17 protein-coding genes and 1 riboswitch are annotated in these 16,883 nt (G+C 66.1%); of the genes, 14 read left to right on the top strand and 3 right to left on the bottom strand.

Going from position 1 to position 16,883, the window contains the following annotated elements; genetic code table 11:
* Window positions 1-58: 58 nt before the first annotated feature.
* Window positions 59-670, bottom strand: coding sequence for an aa3-type cytochrome oxidase subunit III (ctaE, locus tag DFR67_RS17075; RefSeq protein ID WP_081729571.1), 612 nt, complete (start codon window positions 668-670; stop codon window positions 59-61).
* A 149-nt stretch (window positions 671-819) separates the two neighbouring features.
* On the opposite strand from ctaE, the gene DFR67_RS17070 reads away from it, so the two are divergent.
* Window positions 820-1,281, top strand: a complete 462-nt coding sequence (locus DFR67_RS17070) for a hypothetical protein (RefSeq protein WP_211325091.1) — start codon at window positions 820-822, stop codon at window positions 1,279-1,281.
* A gap of 10 nt (window positions 1,282-1,291) precedes the next feature.
* The gene (gene trpD / locus DFR67_RS17065; protein WP_110470721.1) at window positions 1,292-2,344 is read left to right on the top strand and encodes an anthranilate phosphoribosyltransferase; all 1,053 of its coding nucleotides are present in this window, start codon (window positions 1,292-1,294) and stop codon (window positions 2,342-2,344) included.
* Window positions 2,345-2,350: 6 nt separating this feature from the next.
* On the opposite strand, the gene DFR67_RS17060 is transcribed toward trpD, so the two are convergent.
* Window positions 2,351-2,626, bottom strand: coding sequence for an Lrp/AsnC family transcriptional regulator (locus DFR67_RS17060; protein ID WP_110470720.1), 276 nt, complete (start codon window positions 2,624-2,626; stop codon window positions 2,351-2,353).
* Window positions 2,623-4,491 carry a DEDD exonuclease domain-containing protein gene (locus DFR67_RS17055; RefSeq protein ID WP_110470719.1) on the bottom strand — a complete coding sequence of 623 codons (1,869 nt, stop codon included), beginning with the start codon at window positions 4,489-4,491 and terminating at the stop codon, window positions 2,623-2,625. The genes DFR67_RS17060 and DFR67_RS17055 overlap by 4 nt, the downstream gene beginning before the upstream one ends.
* 611 nt (window positions 4,492-5,102) lie before the next feature.
* Window positions 5,103-5,283, top strand: a riboswitch (cyclic di-AMP (ydaO/yuaA leader).
* A gap of 15 nt (window positions 5,284-5,298) precedes the next feature.
* Here DFR67_RS17055 and DFR67_RS17045 point away from each other — a divergent pair.
* The 12 genes from DFR67_RS17045 (at window position 5,299) to DFR67_RS16990 (ending at window position 16,207) form a co-directional block, all read left to right on the top strand.
* Window positions 5,299-5,877 carry a C40 family peptidase gene (locus tag DFR67_RS17045; RefSeq protein ID WP_110470717.1) on the top strand — a complete coding sequence of 193 codons (579 nt, stop codon included), beginning with the start codon at window positions 5,299-5,301 and terminating at the stop codon, window positions 5,875-5,877.
* Between the two features lie 206 nt (window positions 5,878-6,083).
* On the top strand, window positions 6,084-7,127 hold the full coding sequence (locus DFR67_RS17040) for a C40 family peptidase (protein WP_245938004.1): 1,044 nt from the start codon (window positions 6,084-6,086) through the stop codon (window positions 7,125-7,127).
* An 8-nt stretch (window positions 7,128-7,135) separates the two neighbouring features.
* The gene (locus tag DFR67_RS17035) at window positions 7,136-8,539 is read left to right on the top strand and encodes a hypothetical protein (RefSeq protein ID WP_158539979.1); all 1,404 of its coding nucleotides are present in this window, start codon (window positions 7,136-7,138) and stop codon (window positions 8,537-8,539) included.
* An 18-nt stretch (window positions 8,540-8,557) separates the two neighbouring features.
* Entirely contained in the window at window positions 8,558-9,682 is a 1,125-nt protein-coding gene (locus DFR67_RS17030; protein ID WP_110470715.1) for a glycosyltransferase family 4 protein, read from the top strand.
* Between the two features lie 147 nt (window positions 9,683-9,829).
* Window positions 9,830-10,258 carry an SRPBCC family protein gene (locus DFR67_RS17025; RefSeq protein ID WP_110470714.1) on the top strand — a complete coding sequence of 143 codons (429 nt, stop codon included), beginning with the start codon at window positions 9,830-9,832 and terminating at the stop codon, window positions 10,256-10,258.
* Entirely contained in the window at window positions 10,255-10,692 is a 438-nt protein-coding gene (locus DFR67_RS17020) for an SRPBCC family protein (RefSeq protein WP_110470713.1), read from the top strand. Before DFR67_RS17025 ends, DFR67_RS17020 begins: the two co-directional genes overlap by 4 nt.
* A gap of 23 nt (window positions 10,693-10,715) precedes the next feature.
* On the top strand, window positions 10,716-11,942 hold the full coding sequence (locus DFR67_RS17015; RefSeq protein WP_158539978.1) for an ArsA family ATPase: 1,227 nt from the start codon (window positions 10,716-10,718) through the stop codon (window positions 11,940-11,942).
* Window positions 11,943-12,016: 74 nt separating this feature from the next.
* Window positions 12,017-12,457, top strand: coding sequence for a hypothetical protein (locus DFR67_RS17010; protein ID WP_110470711.1), 441 nt, complete (start codon window positions 12,017-12,019; stop codon window positions 12,455-12,457).
* 38 nt (window positions 12,458-12,495) lie between these two features.
* Window positions 12,496-13,464: an ROK family protein gene (locus DFR67_RS17005; protein WP_110470913.1), complete on the top strand. Its 969-nt coding sequence runs from the start codon at window positions 12,496-12,498 to the stop codon at window positions 13,462-13,464.
* Window positions 13,465-13,532: 68 nt separating this feature from the next.
* On the top strand, window positions 13,533-14,243 hold the full coding sequence (locus tag DFR67_RS17000) for a lysophospholipid acyltransferase family protein (RefSeq protein WP_110470710.1): 711 nt from the start codon (window positions 13,533-13,535) through the stop codon (window positions 14,241-14,243).
* Between the two features lie 7 nt (window positions 14,244-14,250).
* Window positions 14,251-14,739, top strand: coding sequence for a polyadenylate-specific 3'-exoribonuclease AS (locus DFR67_RS16995; RefSeq protein WP_110470709.1), 489 nt, complete (start codon window positions 14,251-14,253; stop codon window positions 14,737-14,739).
* 64 nt (window positions 14,740-14,803) lie between these two features.
* Window positions 14,804-16,207 (top strand): class II 3-deoxy-7-phosphoheptulonate synthase, encoded by a 1,404-nt coding sequence (locus DFR67_RS16990; RefSeq protein ID WP_110470708.1) that lies wholly within the window; start codon window positions 14,804-14,806, stop codon window positions 16,205-16,207.
* The last annotated feature ends 676 nt before the right edge of the window (window positions 16,208-16,883 follow it).

Raw genomic sequence — 16,883 nt, 5'->3', positions numbered from 1 at the left:
AGCGGACTGACTTTGCCTGGGCTGAAGATCGGTCTGTGCTGAAGACGGTCTGGGCGCGTTACCGGATGAAGTAGATGGTCGCGAACAATGCGATCCACACGATGTCGACGAAGTGCCAGTAGTACGACACGACGATCGCGGCGGTCGCCTGTGCCGGGGTGAACTTGCTGAGCCGCGTCCGGATCAGCAGGAAGACGAAGGCGACGAGTCCGCCGATGACGTGGAGGCCGTGGAAGCCGGTGGTGATGTAGAAGACCGACCCGTAGGCGCTCGACGAAAGCGTCGTGCCCTCGTGCACCAGGTGGTAGTACTCGTACGCCTGTCCGGCGACGAAGATCGCACCCATGATCAGGGTGATCGTGTACCACCGGCGAAGGCCGAACACGTCGCCGCGCTCGGCGGCGAACACACCGAGCTGGCACGTGACCGAGGACAGGATCAACACCGTTGTCACGGGGATCGCCAAGGTCAGATTGAGCTCGGTGGGCTCCATCGGCCAATTGCCGTAGTTTCCGGCCCGCGCGACGAAGTACATCGCGAAAAGTCCGGCAAAGAACATCAGCTCGCTCGAAAGCCACACAATCGTGCCGACGCTGACCATGTTGGGTCGGTTCAGCGAGTGCACGCGCTGGGTGATAGCTGATCCTGTGGGTGCTGCAGCGCTAGTCACTCCTGAAGTATGACGGTTCGTAGTAACCCCTGACTACTTGGGTCCAGATTTTTTTACGGACGGATACGCAGACCCTGGTAGAGCGCCACAAAAGCCCTGGATTCGGCGTGTCCCGGACGTGAGAAACCGGTAGCTGGGAGGCTGTTCGGATGGCACGTGACGTGAACGGCAACCCGATCGAGGCATCGCGGTGGAAGCAATGGACCTCGCGGTTGGGTGGCAACCGAAAGCTCAACGCGGAGTTGTCCGTCGACGATCCGGAATTGATGGTGACAGCGGAGAGTTTCGACGACAGCATCGCCGCGTCGACGACGCTGTCCGATTCGGCGTGGCGCGAGGACGAACAGTCGGTCCTGCGCCACTTCCTGGTGGTCCCGGCCGACGCGGTTCAAGCGGCCGTCGCCGTGGCCGCGCAGGATCACTATCGCCGGGTTCCGGTCCCCTCCGGGGCATCCGATCGAACCGATGTGGAGGGCGAGCTGTTCGCACTCGCCCGGGTGCAGTTGATCGACGCCCTGCACGTGTCGCAGGAGCGATCGCGCATGGCCGGCCTGGCCCAGCGACACGGCGGCACGGTGCTGGCCTGGCAGGTCCTGCAGCCACCTCGATAGGCTCTGGGCCGTGACCCATCCCGATGCGCAGGCCCGCACGTGGCCATCGATACTCGGCGCTCTTGCCGACGGCCGTGATCTCGACGTGGCCGACGCCGAGTGGGCGATGAACGAGATCATGTCCGACAACGCCACCTCCGCGCAGATCGCGGCGTTCGGGGTCGCCTTGAAGATCAAGGGCCCCGTGTCGGCGGAGTTGCGCGGATTGTCGGCAGGCATGCTCGCCCATTCGACGGTGGTCCCGACCTCGGTGGCCTGTGTCGACATCGTCGGGACCGGTGGAGATCGGTCGAACACCGTGAACATCTCCACCATGACGTCGGTCGTGGTCGCGGCGGCGGGTGTACCCGTGGTCAAACACGGCAACCGTGCAGCATCGTCGAAGAGCGGCGGGGCCGACGTCCTCGAGGCACTCGGGGTCAAGATCTCGCTGACCGCCGACGCGGTCGCCCGCTGTGTGGAGCAACTCGGCATCGGTTTCTGTTTTGCCCCGGTCTTTCATCCCGCATTGCGTTTCGCGGCCGCGCCGCGCAAAGAGATCGGGATACCCACGGTCTTCAATGTGCTCGGACCGCTGACCAATCCCGCGCAGCCCACGAGTGGACTCGTCGGATGTGCGTTTGCAGACCTGGCGCCGGTGCTCGCCCAGACTTTCGCGGACCGGGGCCACTCTGTGCTGGTCGTCCGCGGCGACGACGGTCTCGACGAACTGACGACGACCGCGACGTCGACGGTCTGGCAGGTGGCGGGTGGGATCGTGAGGCGCCAGGTCGTCGATCCCACCACCATCGGGCTGCCGCGGGTAGAGCTGTCTGCACTGCAGGGCGCCGATGCCGACTTCAACGCGCAGATCGCCCGAGAGTTGTTCGCGGGGATGACCGGCCCGGTGCGTGATGCCGTGCTCCTCAACGCCGCGGGGGCTCTGGTCGCCTACCGGCCGCGTCCGGAAGTGGACCTGCACGATCAGCTGCGTGAGCAACTGGCGGTGGCGGCCGCCGCCATCGATACGGGTGCGGCCACTGCGCTGCTCGCCGACTGGGTGCGCCTGAGCAACAGTTTGTAGGGGCGGTTACTCGCCGATCGAGAATCCGGCGTCGACGTCCGCACTCGAATAGCTCTTGAAGGCGATGTGGGTGGCGCTGTGCTTGACGCCGGGCAAGCGATTGATGCCTGCGGTGACGACCTCCGCGATGTCGCTGTGCTCGCGGACCCGGATCTTGGCGATGAGGTCGACGTCACCGGCACACGAGAACACCTCGGTGACGCCTGCGATGTCCGCGACCGCCTGAGCGGTCTCCGGGATCTGATGAACGTCGGTCTGGATCAGGACGATCGCGGTAATCATGCGTCCAGACTAGTGCCGCGCGGCGCGGGCCTGTGGGGGTCTGCGACCTCGCCGCGGTGCGACAGGATCGGTACGGGCACCGCAGTGGCCGACCTCGCTCGGCCTGCGGAATCGTGGTCCCTGGTCCCCCGCAGGGTGCGATGGGCCGAACCGACCATGTCCCGCCACTGTGTCCAGCGGGCGCCGCCGTGCAGGGGGAGGCTCAAACCGCTTGTGGCGCAGACTATCCTGACCCCGGGTGTGGTCAGCCAGCGATAGATCAGTGCGACCTCCTCGTGCGGCGCGCCATAGAGCGGGCCGGGGTCGGGGAGTACGGTCTCGGCGGCCGCCGCGAGCGCGGCGACGACAGGCATCGGCGGGACCCCGCGCACCGCGACACCCGCACTGGCCAGGCGGCCGTGTCGGATCACGGCGAGTTCCCAGCCGCCGTCGCCGTCCGGACCTGCCGCCACCAGTTCAGAGATCCGGGCGAGGGCGGCCAGTCGTTGACACCGTTCGAGTTGACCCACCAACTGGTCGAGTCGGTCGCGCAGTCGCGCAGCGTTCTCGAAGAGTTCGGCGTCCGACAGCGCCATGAGTCGGTCGAGGGCTGCGCGAACGGGAGTGTCTGTCTGACCCGTGAGCAACGCCGCGGTGACCTCCGCACGGGAGGAATACTGCGGTGCGGACATCGGCGTCGCCGTCGCACCGTGACATCCACCCACCAGGCTGCGCCCGTCCGGGCCCACCTCGCACGTGTGCTTACCGGCGGCCTTCAAGGCCGTTCGGCAGGTTCGGAGGCCGCAGGTCTCGGCGATCAGGTCGGCGACGTCGTATGCGACCCCCCTCGAGCGGAAGGGGCCCAGAGCGACTGCGCCCGCGTTGCGGCTGACCTTGAGGCGAGGAAAGGGCTCGTCGGTGAGGCACACCCACCACCCGCGATGGGGAAACTTCGATCGCCGGTTGTAGGGCGGAGCATATGCGCCGAGCAGTCGCAGTTCCCGCACGCCTGCTTCGAGTCGGTGTGAGCACTCGACGTGATCGACGCGCGTGGCCAGCGCGACCATCTCTTTCACGCGGGTGCGGTTTTCGGACCCGGTGAAATAGCTGCGGACCCGGCGCCGCAGATCGACGGCGGTGCCGACATACAGCACCTCGTCCGAGGGGCCGCGAAACATGTAGACGCCGGGCTTGGCAGGCAGGTGCTCGGCCAGTACGCGTTTGTTCCGGGTCTCTCTGGGTACACCGGGCAGGTAGTCGAGCAGATCGCGGAAGGACTCGACGCCCAGATTGCCGACTCGCTCGAACAGGCGGTGCATCACCTCCACGGTGGCGCGGGCGTCGTCGAGGGCACGGTGGGTGGGCCGGGTCTGGACCCGGAAGAGATACGCCAGCGCAGACAACTTCACAGTGGGTGCCTCGTCCTTGGTCAGCACACGGCGAGCGAGCTTCACGGTGCACAGCACCCGTCGGAACGGCCAGGGGTGGCCCGATGCGGTGGCTGCGGCCCGCAGGAATCCGGTGTCGAAGCCGGCGTTGTGGGCGACGATGACCGAATCCTTGGCGAACTCGAGGAACGCCGGCAGTACCTCTTCGATGGTGGGGGCCCGGTAGACCATCGCCTCGGTGATCCCGGTCAGCCGGACTATGTGTGGCGGTATACCGCGCTGTGGGTCCACGAGGGTGGCGAACTCGCCGATCACCTCACCACCGCACACCTTCACCGCACCTATCTCGGTGATGCGATCGTCGGCTGAACTGCCGCCCGTGGTCTCCAGATCCACCACCACGAACGTGATGGAGCGCAGCGATGCGTCGTCCGGGTGGCCCAGAGCCGGGTCGTCAAGGGACAGCTGAGTCCCACCGGCCTCATCAACAACACTCACCCCACGAACACTAGTTCGAAGCTCTGACACGTCGGGTGCGCCACGCCTCGAGCGGTGATCTGGGCCACTGCGGACGGTCGGGGTGGTTGCGATCGAAATGGGTTGTCGGACGGTGCCGCTAGCGTCCGGGCCAATGGATCAAAAGTCGGCGATCCGGCCTCAGGGAAAACCCTGAGGGCCCCCTAAGAGGGGTCGGCGACCGAATGAGACGGAGATCACAATGCTTCTGGACTGCAACACCTGCCCGGGGCGACAAATCGCCTGTGACGACTGCATGATGACCGTTTTTCTGGGACCTGTCGGGGTCCCGAGCAGCAAGAACTCGGAAGTTCGCTGTGATGAATTCGTTATTGACGACGCGGCCAACATCGAGGCGGCTGTCGCACTGTTCAGTGCGGCGGGCATGTTGTCGAAGTCTGACACTCACGATCACGCTCGACGTGTCAACGCAGGTAAGGCCCCATTTGTTCCCGAAGAAGGCGACCATTTGTGGGCCGTGTGAGGCGACACGCCCGAGGCGTCGCTGTCGTCCCCCTAGTGGACACGGGCCACCACCGTTTCGTAACCTTCCTGAGACCTTACGAAAGCGTCCCCTCCAACCGGAGAGGATCGTGAGGTCGCCGCTCAATCACCTACCAAGGTGAGCCGGGGAACCACTGATGCCGACCACGAGTCGCATCCGGGGTGAATCCCACCGGACCCTGAGACCGCAAGGTTTCTGGGTTCAACGGGTAGGGCCATCTTCCGGCCCGAATCCGACAGCTAACCCGGTCGGCGGACAGGGAAGAAACAAGGAGACCTCGCTTCGTGGCGAAACATCGTTTGCAACAGCCGAACCGCGGCATGAAGAGTGCCCGTGGCGCATTGATCGCCGGTTCCATCACACTCGGCGCAATGGGAATGGCAGCTGCACCGGCCATGGCTGCACCAATCGCCATCCCAGGCGTCGGAACGTTCGACATCCCGGGCGTGACCGAGGGTCAGATCCCCAATGAGCTCAAGCCCCAGAACTTCCTGCCGCAGGCCGCTGCTCCGCAGGCGAAGCCTGTCGGTCAGATCGCTGCCGACGCCGCCGTGAGCAAAATCGGTTCGCCGTACGTCTACGGCGCCGCAGGCCCGGACGCGTTCGACTGCTCCGGACTCGTCTACTGGTCGCATCAGCAGGCCGGACAGAACATCCCGCGTGACAGCTACGGCCAGCTCGGTGGCGGAACCAGCGTGAGCGCTGCCGACGCCCAGCCCGGTGACGTGGTCATCTACAACGGTGGCGGCCATGCCGGCATCTACATCGGTGGCGGCCAGGTCGTGCACTCCTCGACCGAGGGTGTGCCCGTGGCAAAGATGGGTCTGCACGACCAGTCAGTCCTCGACATTCGTCGCTACTGAGCGACAACAACTGAATACGGCCACTTGGGCGGGATCGCTGATGACAGCGGACCCGCCCAAGTGGCATCCGGGCCCACTCCCGGACAGGCTGCGTCGATAGCGGCGCCGCTGTTGTCGGGGCTGTGTAGCCTGGCCGGGTTGGGGTGGAGAAGTGTCGACGGGCCGCGCAAGCGGGCCCGCTGCAGTTATTGAGGAGTTACATCGTCGTGGTGCGTGAGCGATATGCCGCCGTGATGCGGACAGTGATCGCCGCAGTCGTGCTGGCGCTGGCCGTTGCGCTGGGGGCCGGAGTGCCTGCCGGAGCCGAACCCGGTCCGCGGAGCCCGGATGACATGCTCACCGAGTACAAATCCCTCGGTCGCGAGGCCGAGCAGGCAACCGAGGCCATCCACAGCACGACCATCGAGCTCACCAAGCAGCGCGAGGCAGTCGCCGCTGCGACCACCGAGGCCACCGCCGCCGATCAGACCCTGGCGGATCTGAAGAAGCAGGCCGAGGGACTGCAGACCGCGGTCGACGCCTTGGTCAACGCCAGTTACAAGGGCGCCCGGGTCAACCGGCTGTACGCCGTACTGGTCAGCGACTCACCGCAATCCCTGCTCGATCAGATGTCCGGCCTGGAAATGGTGTCCAGGCAGACCGTCGACGACGTCCGCAAGTTCACGCTCGCGAACGAGAAGGCGGAGGCGGCCAAGAAGTCGGCCGACGCCACCAAGGCCAAAGCCGAAGCGGCCGTCGCAACCGCAGAGAAGACCAGCGCCGACCTGCAGGCCAAGCAGAGCGAGCGGGTGTTCAAGGCCACCGAGATCAGGGCCATGTACGAGGCCCTCACCGGCAAACAGCTCGCCGAGCTCGCTGGTCCGAAGATCGAGTTCGACGCGGCGATGCTGCCCAAGGGCACTGCCCCCGAGGTCATCGCAGTCCGGGCCGCCCTCACCCGAATCGGTGATCCATACGTCTGGGGCGCCACCGGGCCAGATCAGTTCGACTGCTCAGGTCTGATGGTGTGGGCGTACAAGCAGGCAGGCAAGACCCTGCCGCGATCGAGCCAGGCGCAGTTGGCCGGTGGTACCGCCGTCGACAAGAACGACATGCGCCCTGGCGACCTGGTCATCTATTACCCCGACGCAACGCACGTCGGCATGTACGTCGGCAATGGCTATGTCATCCACGCATCCACCTTCGGCGTTCCCGTCAAGGTCGAATCGGTCGACGGCGCCGGTCCGTTCAACTCCGCCCGCCGGTACTGAAATCCGCGGTGCGAGAATCTTCTACGCCACCGACTGAGCAGGGTGGTGTCCGCCGTGGTCATCGTTTGGCCTGGGTGGCAGTGGCCATCGCCGTCGTCGTGGCCATCGCGGTGACGCTGACGATGACGTTCACGGACTTCGGTGCAGACCGCGGTACGCAGTCGCAGGAAAGTGCCCAGCGTCCGCAGAATCCCTTCGAAGAGGCCCGCACCCTGGGTGTCTCGCAAATACTCGCGGACTACAGCGCAGCTCTGCGCGACGGGGATGCGGCGTCGGCGATGACAGCGTTGGATGAGTCCGCGACCGACACGGTGCGTGATCGCACCCGACGTGCTGCGGTGGGGATCGGCGCGTTACCCCTTCCCACGTTCGAATACCGGCTGTCCAGCACACGTGGCCCCGAACGACTGGTGCCCGCCGACCTGCAGGCGCGACTCGACGCCCAAGGCAGTAGTGACTCCTGGGTGGCACCGGTACAGCTGCGATACGCCTATGAGGGAATCGACAGCGCTCCCGTGGTGCTCGAGGTACCGATGGTGATGGCCAGATATCCCGAGGGATGGAAGATCGTTGCCGACGCCGGGCCGTTGTTCGGCGAGGCGGGTCCGGCGGGTCAGGTCTGGGAGTTCGACCAGCCCGCTGCCAAAACGGTCAGCACACCGCCGGGGGATTCGCTGGTGCTCACCAATGGCACCTCGTCCCTGACCGACCTGCTGGCGGGGCAGCTTCCGGCGGCAACCGCGTCCGTGACGGACTTCTGGGGTACGCGGTGGGCGCAAGGCGCCGGCGTCACCATCGCGGGCTCCGACGAGGAGTTCGCGTCCATCGCAGGCTCGAGCCAGGCAGACACCGATGCTGCTGCCGCCGTGACGATCTTCAGCTCCGTCGACCCCGCAGGTCCGACCGCGCTCGGGCAGCGCGTCGTGTTCACACCGCAAGCGGCGCAGCTCGATCCGAACACCCTCGCCGTCGTCTTACGGCACGAGCTGTTCCACGTCGCCGCCCGAACCGCCACCGCCGCGGCGGCCCCCGTCTGGGTCACCGAGGGCGTTGCCGAATACGTCGGCAGGCGTGGCACCTATACCCGACTCGAGCAGGCCGCTCCAGCGCTGGCCGCAGAGATCGCGGCGAACGGGCCACCCGCAGACCTCCCGACCGATGCGAACTTCGCACCGAGCAATCCCGATGCCGCACTTGCCTACCAGTCCGCCTGGTCGGTTGCGGCGTTCGTCGCCGACACCTACGGTGACGACAAGCTCAAGCGTTTCTACATCGCGCTGGCAGGCGCGGACCAACCGACCGACCCGACTCTGGTGTCCACTGCGCAGAACACGGCCGCCCAAATCGTGCTCGGTATCTCGCGCGATGATCTCGTCGCCCAATGGCGCGCCTGGCTCAGCCGACAGCCCTGACGCGGCTACGGTGGGCCAATGCATCGGACGCTGTTGGTCACCAACGACTTTCCGCCCCGTCAGGGCGGTATCCAGTCGTACCTGCAGAATCTGATCGATCGACTACCAGCCGACGAGATCATCGTCTACGCGCCGAGATGGCGTGGTGACAGCCATGTGCGCTTCGACAAAGATCAGCCCTACGAGGTGATCCGGCACCCCACCACGTTGATGGTGCCGACGCCGATCGTCGCGCACCGGGCGGCTGAACTCGTTCGCGCACACCAGGTCGACACCGTCTGGTTCGGTGCCGCGGCGCCGCTCGGGACCCTGGCGGGGACGGTGCGCCGCGCGGGTGCGAGTCGCGTGGTCGCGAGTACACACGGGCACGAGGTCGGCTGGTCGATGCTCCCGCTCGCCCGGCAGACGCTGGGCACGATCGGGCGTGGCACCGACGTCATCACCTATGTCAGCACCTATACGCGCGGTCGGTTCGCGGCCGCGTTCGGGCCGCAAGCGGCGCTCGAACACCTGCCACCCGGCGTCGACGTGGAGCGGTTCAAACCTGATCCGGCTGCGCGACAACACTTTCGGGAGCGCCACGAGCTGGGGGAGGCTCCGACGATCCTGTGTCTGTCGCGATTGGTGCCACGCAAGGGGCAGGACATGCTGATCCGGGCACTGCCCGAGGTGCGCGCGCAGATCGATGGCGCGGTCCTGATGATCGTGGGGGGCGGTCCCGATCAGCGCCGACTGCGCGAACTCGCGGTCGCGATGGGAGTGTCCGAGCACGTCATCTTCACCGGCTCCGTCCCCGCCGATGAACTCGCCGGCTACCACAACATCGCGGACGTATTCGCGATGCCCGCCAGGACCCGCGGTCGCGGGCTCGACGTCGAGGGGCTCGGCATCGTCTACCTGGAGGCCTCGTCGACGGGTGTACCCGTGGTCGCAGGCAACTCCGGCGGAGCGCCGGAGACCGTTCGTCAGGGTGAAACCGGACTGGTGGTCGACGGTCGGTCGCACGCCCAACTCGTCGGGGCTCTGACCACCATCCTCGGTGACCGGGAACTGGCCCTGTCCATGGGGCGGGCAGGCCGCGAGTGGGTGCAGGCCCGATGGAGATGGGAACACATGTCCTCACGACTCTCGCAACTGCTGTGACCCGCGGCCGTGGGCTCGCCGGAGGACATCGCCAACGGCTTCATCGACGGCATCGACCGACCCCCGGCTCGTACGCGTGTGCCGCCGTGACCGGAGCAAGTACGGGTTTGTGATGGGCGCGCGAGGTCGATATGTGAAGCTAAAGCGGTGACCAGTATTCAGGTTGCCGACCAGACATTCATCGCGGCGCCCGCAGAAGCGGCGACGGAGCTGATCTCCGACCGCGCCAATTGGCGTCGCTGGTGGCCGGACCTGCAGTTGACCGTCGTCGAGGACCGAGCAGAGCAGGGGGTGCGCTGGAGAGTGAGTGGACCACTGAACGGAACCACCGAACTGTGGCTGGAGCCGGTGCTCGACGGGTTCGTGCTCCACTACTTCTTGCACGCGGAGCCGACGGCGCAGCTGCCCACCGAGCCCCGCGCGCTGACGATGGAGGTGGGCAGGCTCAATCATCGCAGGCGTGTCGCGGGTCGAGCGATGTCGTTCGAGGTGAAGGACCGCTTGGAGGCCAGCAGGCATGTCGGAGGTCCGGCGGCAGGAGCAGCCGACGGCGCGGCGTCCGGGGGTGCCAGGTGACAGATCGTACGGAGCAGTCCATCGTCATCAACGCCGATGCGCAGGACATCATGTCGGTCATCGCCGATTTCGAGCAATATCCGAAGTGGGTCTCGGCCGCCCGGGAGGTCCAGGTGACCGTTCCCGGTGCATCGGGGCTGGCCCGGCAGGTCCGGTTCGTCCTGGATGCCGGTGTCCTCAAAGACAACTACGAGTTGAGCTATGACTGGTCGCCCGACGGGACCTCGGTGACCTGGGATCTGATCAGCAGCGATCTACAGACAGCTCAGCACGGGCGGTACCTGCTGGTGCAGCAGGCCCCCGGGTCGACGAAGGTCACCTATGAGTTGAGCGTCAACCTCTCCATTCCGATGATCGGCCAGCTCAAGCGGAGGGCTGAGAAGGCGATCACGGACGCAGCACTCAAAGAACTCAAGAAGAGGGTCGAAGGCTGATCGATCTAGCACCCATCCACCTCGTGCTCGGCGCGGGCGGGGCGGGAACCACCACGGTCGCCGCAGCCGGCGCCGTAGGCGATCGGACGACCGGGCGCAGCGGCCGTTCGGGCAAGACGCTGCTGGTAACGCTCGACAGATTTCACTCGGCGGCCTCCGTATTCGGTGTCTTCTCGGTCCCGGGAGAGCCGATTCCCGCCTCTCAGCAGGTCGATCTGCTCGAGCTCGACCCGATGGCGATGCTCGAGGAGACCTGGGGGACGGTGCGCTCTGCGCTGACCACCGGCGAATTGACGGGTACCGGCGTCCCCGGGGTGGGTGCGGTGCTCGCCGGTCTCGATCCCGAAGAAGTGCTGGGGATGCCCGGGGTCGAATCGCTGCTCGCCCTGCGTCGGATCCGGGACGAGGCAGCGTCGGGTTCGTGGTCGCGCGTGGTGGTGGACACCTCGGGCGCCACGGACCCGTTCGAGTTGCTGCGCGTCCCGCAGATGGTCTCCGACACCGTCGAGAGGCTGTGGCCGCGGCATCGGCGCTTGGCGGCGTCAGCAGACAACGCCCGTATCGCCAGAGTTGTCGCGGTGCTCGATGCACTCGTCCGCGACTGTGCGGACGTCGATGAACTGCTGTTCGACACCAGCGGAGTCGACGTTCATCTCGTGGTGGGTGCTGATAGACATGGGGTGGCCACGGCGGAGCGAGCTGTTGCGGTGTTGCAGGTGCTGGGGCTGCCGCTCAGCACGGTGCTGGCGAACCGTGTTCTCCCGAAGGGTGCTTCGAGTCCGGCGTCGGTCGCCGACCCGACGGGGCGGACTTCGTGGTGGGATGAGCAACTCGCGATCCAGGCCGGTGCCGTCGAACAGCTTCGGGACATCGCCTCCGATGCCGAACTGATAAGCCTGCCATGGCTTTCCGAGCCGCTCGACTCGGTGCTGTCGCTGCGCCGGCTCGGAGTGCGTATCGAATCTCGGCCGATGGACACCGTCGGTCCCCAGGCGGCCGAGGTGGAGCGTGAATCTGGCTCGGGGGTCGAGTCGGTCTACCGGATGAGCTGGAAACAGGCGCTGCCCGACCCGTCAGGGCTGCAGCTGGGGCGAAGCGGTGACGATCTCATGATCACGGTGAGTGGAGTGCGCAGGCGGGTACGGCTACCGTCGGTACTGCGACGGTGTCTGGTCTTGGGGGCCCAGTGGGACGGCGGGGTGTTGACGGTTCGATTCCGCCCTGACCCCTCTGTCTGGCCCCAGCCATAGCAGATAGGTAACAATGACGGACATCGCAAGAGCCACCCGAGGGGTGAAGACAGCGTGAACGAGAGAAGGCCGGCTTGACCCATCAGCATGGCGGCGACGCAGACGGTGCTCGGTCGGGCTCGGACGCCGAGGCCTGGCGCGCCCTGATCCTGGGTGTACTCGACCGCTTCGACACGCTGGCGGCAGGCCTCCTCGGTGAGGGCGGCGGGCGGAACGGTGAATCCGGTGGCCGGACAGGCGCCCGCAGTGGGTCCCGACCACCGACCGACTTCGCCGGGCAGGCGCGCATCGCTCTGGACGGCATCCTCGAAGAGGCAGGCGAACTGCTATGGCAATTATTGGGACAGCTGATCGCGATCTTGGAGGCGATCCAGGCTGCGTTGGAGCAGATGATCGGCGCAGGCGGGGCGGCGCCAGGGCCCCGGACAGCAAGCGAGACCGGCCGTGACGCTGCCTATCAGCCCATCACCGTTCGCTTCGAACCCGTGGATGACGACTCCGTGGACCTGACGTGAGCGACGCACCGGCCCGGCACGGTGCGGGCAGAGGGGACATGGCCGTCGGTATCGACATCGGCGGGACAAGCATCCGCGCCGCGGTCGTCGACGAAAAGGGTCAGGTGCTCGACACCGTACGGTCTCAGACGCCCACGACGGCGGCCGCCCTCGAGAGCTGTCTCGACTGGACCGTTGCGGAACTGGCAGAACGGTGGACGGTGACTGCGGTCGGGCTCGCGGTGGCCGGGTTCCTCACCAACGATCGCCAGGTGATCCGGTTCTCACCCCATCTGCCGTGGCGCGAGGCCAGGGTTGCCGAGGAGATGGCGGCCAGGATCGGCCTACCCGTGTTCTGCGAGCACGACGCCAATGCTGCAGCCGTCGCCGAGTATCACTTCGGTGCGGCGGCCCGCGGCCACAACACCCTTGTCATCGCGATCGGCACCGGCATCGGCGCCGGACTGCTCCTCGACGGTGAGATCTACCGTGGCAGCTTCGGCGTCGCCCCGGAACTCGGACATCTGCGCGTGATGCCCGACGGTAGGCCCTGCTCGTGCGGAAAGTTCGGGTGCTGGGAACGATATTGCAGCGGGACAGCATTGGTGGACACCGTCGTCGAGCTGATCGCTGACGGCGGCATCTGGAACAGTCAGCTCGCCCGTGAGATCACCGACGACCCCGGTTCGCTGACCGGGCGCCGGATCGCGGCTGCCGCGCACGATGGTGACGCTCTTGCGCTGGCGGCGTTTGCCGAGTTCGCGCGGTGGCTCGGATTGGGGCTGGCGATGGTGTGCGACGTCTTCGATCCCGACCTCGTGGTCCTGGCGGGGGGTGTGGGTTCGTCGTCGGGTCTGTATCTCGATGAGGCACGCGAGCACTATTCGGCATTGCTGACCGGAGCAGGGCATCGGCGGATGGCTCGCATCCGCGGAACCCAGCTCGGAGAGGCGGCGGGAATGATCGGTGCCGCGCAGATCGCCAGGATGGGGGCCAGGGCTGCGACGGATCAGCGCCCGGGTGGGTAAAGTTCGGGGCGTATGTGGTGTCGGCAACAGCGGCGGGGCGTTTGTGGCTCGTCAGAGAGTGAGAAGACATGTGGTACTGGGTCTTCAAATACATCCTGATGGGACCTGCGCTGCGGGCCCTGGGTCGGCCCAAAGTCGAAGGGCTGGAGAACATCCCGGCCAAAGGGCCGGCGATTCTCGCCAGTAATCATCTGGCTGTCGTCGACAGCTTCTACCTGCCTCTGATGGTGCCGCGCCGGATGTACTTCCTCGCCAAGAGCGAGTACTTCACCGGTACCGGGGCCAAGGGTGCATTCCAACGCTGGTTCTTCAATGCCTCGAGCCAGATCCCGATCGACCGTACCGGCGCCGACGCCGCGGCCGGAGCTCTCGTGTCGGCTCGGCGCAAGCTCGATGTCGGCGACCTCATGGCGATGTACCCCGAGGGCACCCGGTCTCCTGACGGTCGGCTGTACAAGGGTAAGACCGGGCTGGCGCGGATTGCGATGGAATGCGGTGTGCCGGTGATTCCGGTGGCAATGATCGGGACCAGCGAGCTCAACCCACCCGGCACCACGATCCCGCGCCCCGGCCGCATCACCGTGAAAATCGGGAAGCCGCTCGACTTCAGCCGTTATGAGGGCATGGAGGGCAACCGGTTCATCGAGCGCGCGGTCACCGACGAGATCATGTACGAGCTCATGAAGCTGAGCGGCCAGCAATACGTCGACGTCTACGCCGCCACCCTCAAGGACCAACCGGCCGCAGAGCCGGTCACCGAGACGCCCCCGGCGGCCTGATCCGCCGGTGCGCTACTTCTACGACTGCGAGTTCATCGAGGACGGCCGCACGATCGAGTTGGTCTCGATCGGGATGGTCGCCGAGGACGGCCGTGAGTTCTACGCGGTGTCAACCGAATTCGATCCTGATCGGGCTGGTCAATGGGTGCGGACGAACGTGTTGCCCAAACTGCCGTCACCTGCATCGAAGGCGTGGCGCTCTCGCGCCCGGATCAAGGAGGATCTGCTCGAGTTCGTGAACGCCGGACCCGGGACCATCGAGCTGTGGGCGTGGGTCGGCGCCTACGACCACGTGGTCCTGTGCCAGCTGTGGGGCCCGATGACGGCATTGCCCAGAGAGCTGCCGCGCTACACCCGGGAGCTGCGTCAGCATTGGGAACTCAACGGTCGACCTGAGTTGCCCGCCGCTCCCAAGGATGCACACGACGCGCTGGCGGATGCGCGGCACAACCTCAACAAGTGGCTGGCGATCGAGAGTTCGGTGAACCGACCGTAGTGATCTGGGCGGTGATTCGAAGAACGAATTCGGTTCGGATGTCGGGGGGCACTAGGCTGGTCTGGTGGTGAACTGGACCGTAGACGTTCCGCTTGACGAACTCCCTGAGCTGCCGCCGCTACCCGGCGACCTCGCAGCCCGATTTGCAGAGGCGCTGACCAAGCCTGCGTTGCAGCAGCCGAGCTGGCCGGAAGACAAGGCACGGGCGATGCGCACCGTGCTCGAGAGCGTGCCGCCGATCTGCCTGCCGAACGAGGTGGAACAGCTCAAGGCGCAGCTCGCCGAGGTCGCTCTCGGCCGGGCGTTCCTGCTGCAGGGTGGTGACTGCGCGGAAACGTTCGCAGACAACACCGAGCCGCACATCAAGGGCAATATCAGGACGTTGCTGCAAATGGCCGTGACACTCACCTACGGTGCCAGTCTGCCCGTGGTGAAAGTGGCCCGCATCGCCGGCCAGTACGCCAAGCCGAGGTCGTCGGACACCGACGCACTGGGTCTGCCCTCTTACCGCGGCGACATGGTCAATGGCTTCCTGCCGGAGTCGACGGTCCGTGAACATGATCCGTCCCGGCTGGTTCGTGCCTACGCCAATGCCAGCGCCGCCATGAACCTCGTCCGCGCGCTGACCGGAGCCGGTCACGCAGACCTGCATCGGGTACATGACTGGAACCGGGAGTTCGTGCGGACCTCGCCGGCCGGAGCCCGGTACGAAGCGCTGGCCTCCGAGATCGACCGCGGCCTCAAGTTCATGGACGCCTGCGGGGTTCGCGACTCCAACCTCGAATCGGCCGACATCTATGCCTCCCACGAGGCCCTGGTGCTCGACTACGAACGCGCGATGCTGCGGCTGGCCGACGATCCGGCCGACCCCGACAGCGGCAAGAAGGTGCTCTACGATCTGTCGGCGCACTTCCTGTGGATCGGGGACCGTACCCGCCAGCTCGATGGTGCCCACATCGCGTTTGCCGAACTCATCGCCAACCCCATCGGGCTGAAGATCGGCCCGAGTACCACCCCCGAACTCGCCGTCGAGTACGTCGAACGACTCGACCCGAACAACGAGCCCGGTCGGCTCACCCTTGTCGCGCGCATGGGCAACGGCAAGGTTCGCGAGCTGCTGCCTCCGATCGTCGCCGCCGTCGAAGCGACCGGCCACAAGGTTATCTGGCAGTGCGACCCCATGCACGGCAACACCCATGAGGCCAGCACCGGATTCAAGACCCGACACTTCGACCGCATCGTCGACGAGGTACAGGGCTTCTTCGAGGTGCATCACGCCCTCGGTACCCACCCCGGTGGCGTGCACATCGAGCTCACCGGCGAAGACGTGACCGAATGTCTCGGTGGAGCACAAGACATCTCAGACCTCGATCTCGCAGGTCGCTACGAAACCGCCTGCGACCCGCGGCTCAACACCCAACAGTCATTGGAGCTGTCGTTCCTGGTGGCGGAGATGCTGCGGGGCTGAGGTAAGGCCGACGCGGTTTGCTCGGGCTGGGCTGGGCTTTGCTCGGGGTCGGGTTTGCTCGGGTCGGGTTTGGGTCTTGTCTCACCAGCTGTGTTTTGTCGCTCCGCTTCGCTGCGCGGGGCGTGCGGCCCTTTGTCGCGTGCTCTTCCTCAGTCGACTCAGTCGCTGCGCTCCCTCGCTCCCTCGTCCAGAGCACGCGGGCCGCACGCGGGCGGGGCGAGTTCGCCTTGCTCACCGCCCTGAGTTGGGTTCCGTCGAGCGTGCCGAAACTGCCGTTGAGTGTGCCGAAACTGCCGTCGAGTTCCCGGAATGGTCGTGAATGTCGGCGGTCAACGAGAAGTTCGGCGTCGGATCGGCACGGTCGGTGGTCGGATCGGCACGGTCGGTGGTCGGTAGGGCACGGTCGGCGGTCGGTCCGGCAGGGTTGCGAGGGCTGGGAGCCGAAGTCGGAGGATCTGGTAGTTCCTCCGACTTGAGTGACATCCTCCGACTCCAGAGGCTGTTGCCTAATCCCCGCGGGCGTGTTTGATCGTGGGGGCGTGGCCCGATCGGGGATTGGCCCGGGGCCTTGGCCCGGGGTTAGATGGTGGCGAGGTTGTTGACTTTCACGTAGCGCAGGAAGTTGGTGGCTGCGGCGGAGAGGATGAGTTCAGATTGTGCGGCTGCGAGGCCGCGT

The organism is Williamsia limnetica (genome assembly GCF_003217475.1).
Taxonomy (GTDB): Bacteria; Actinomycetota; Actinomycetes; order Mycobacteriales; family Mycobacteriaceae; genus Williamsia; species Williamsia limnetica.
This window is presented reverse-complemented; position numbering and strand designations above follow the sequence as displayed.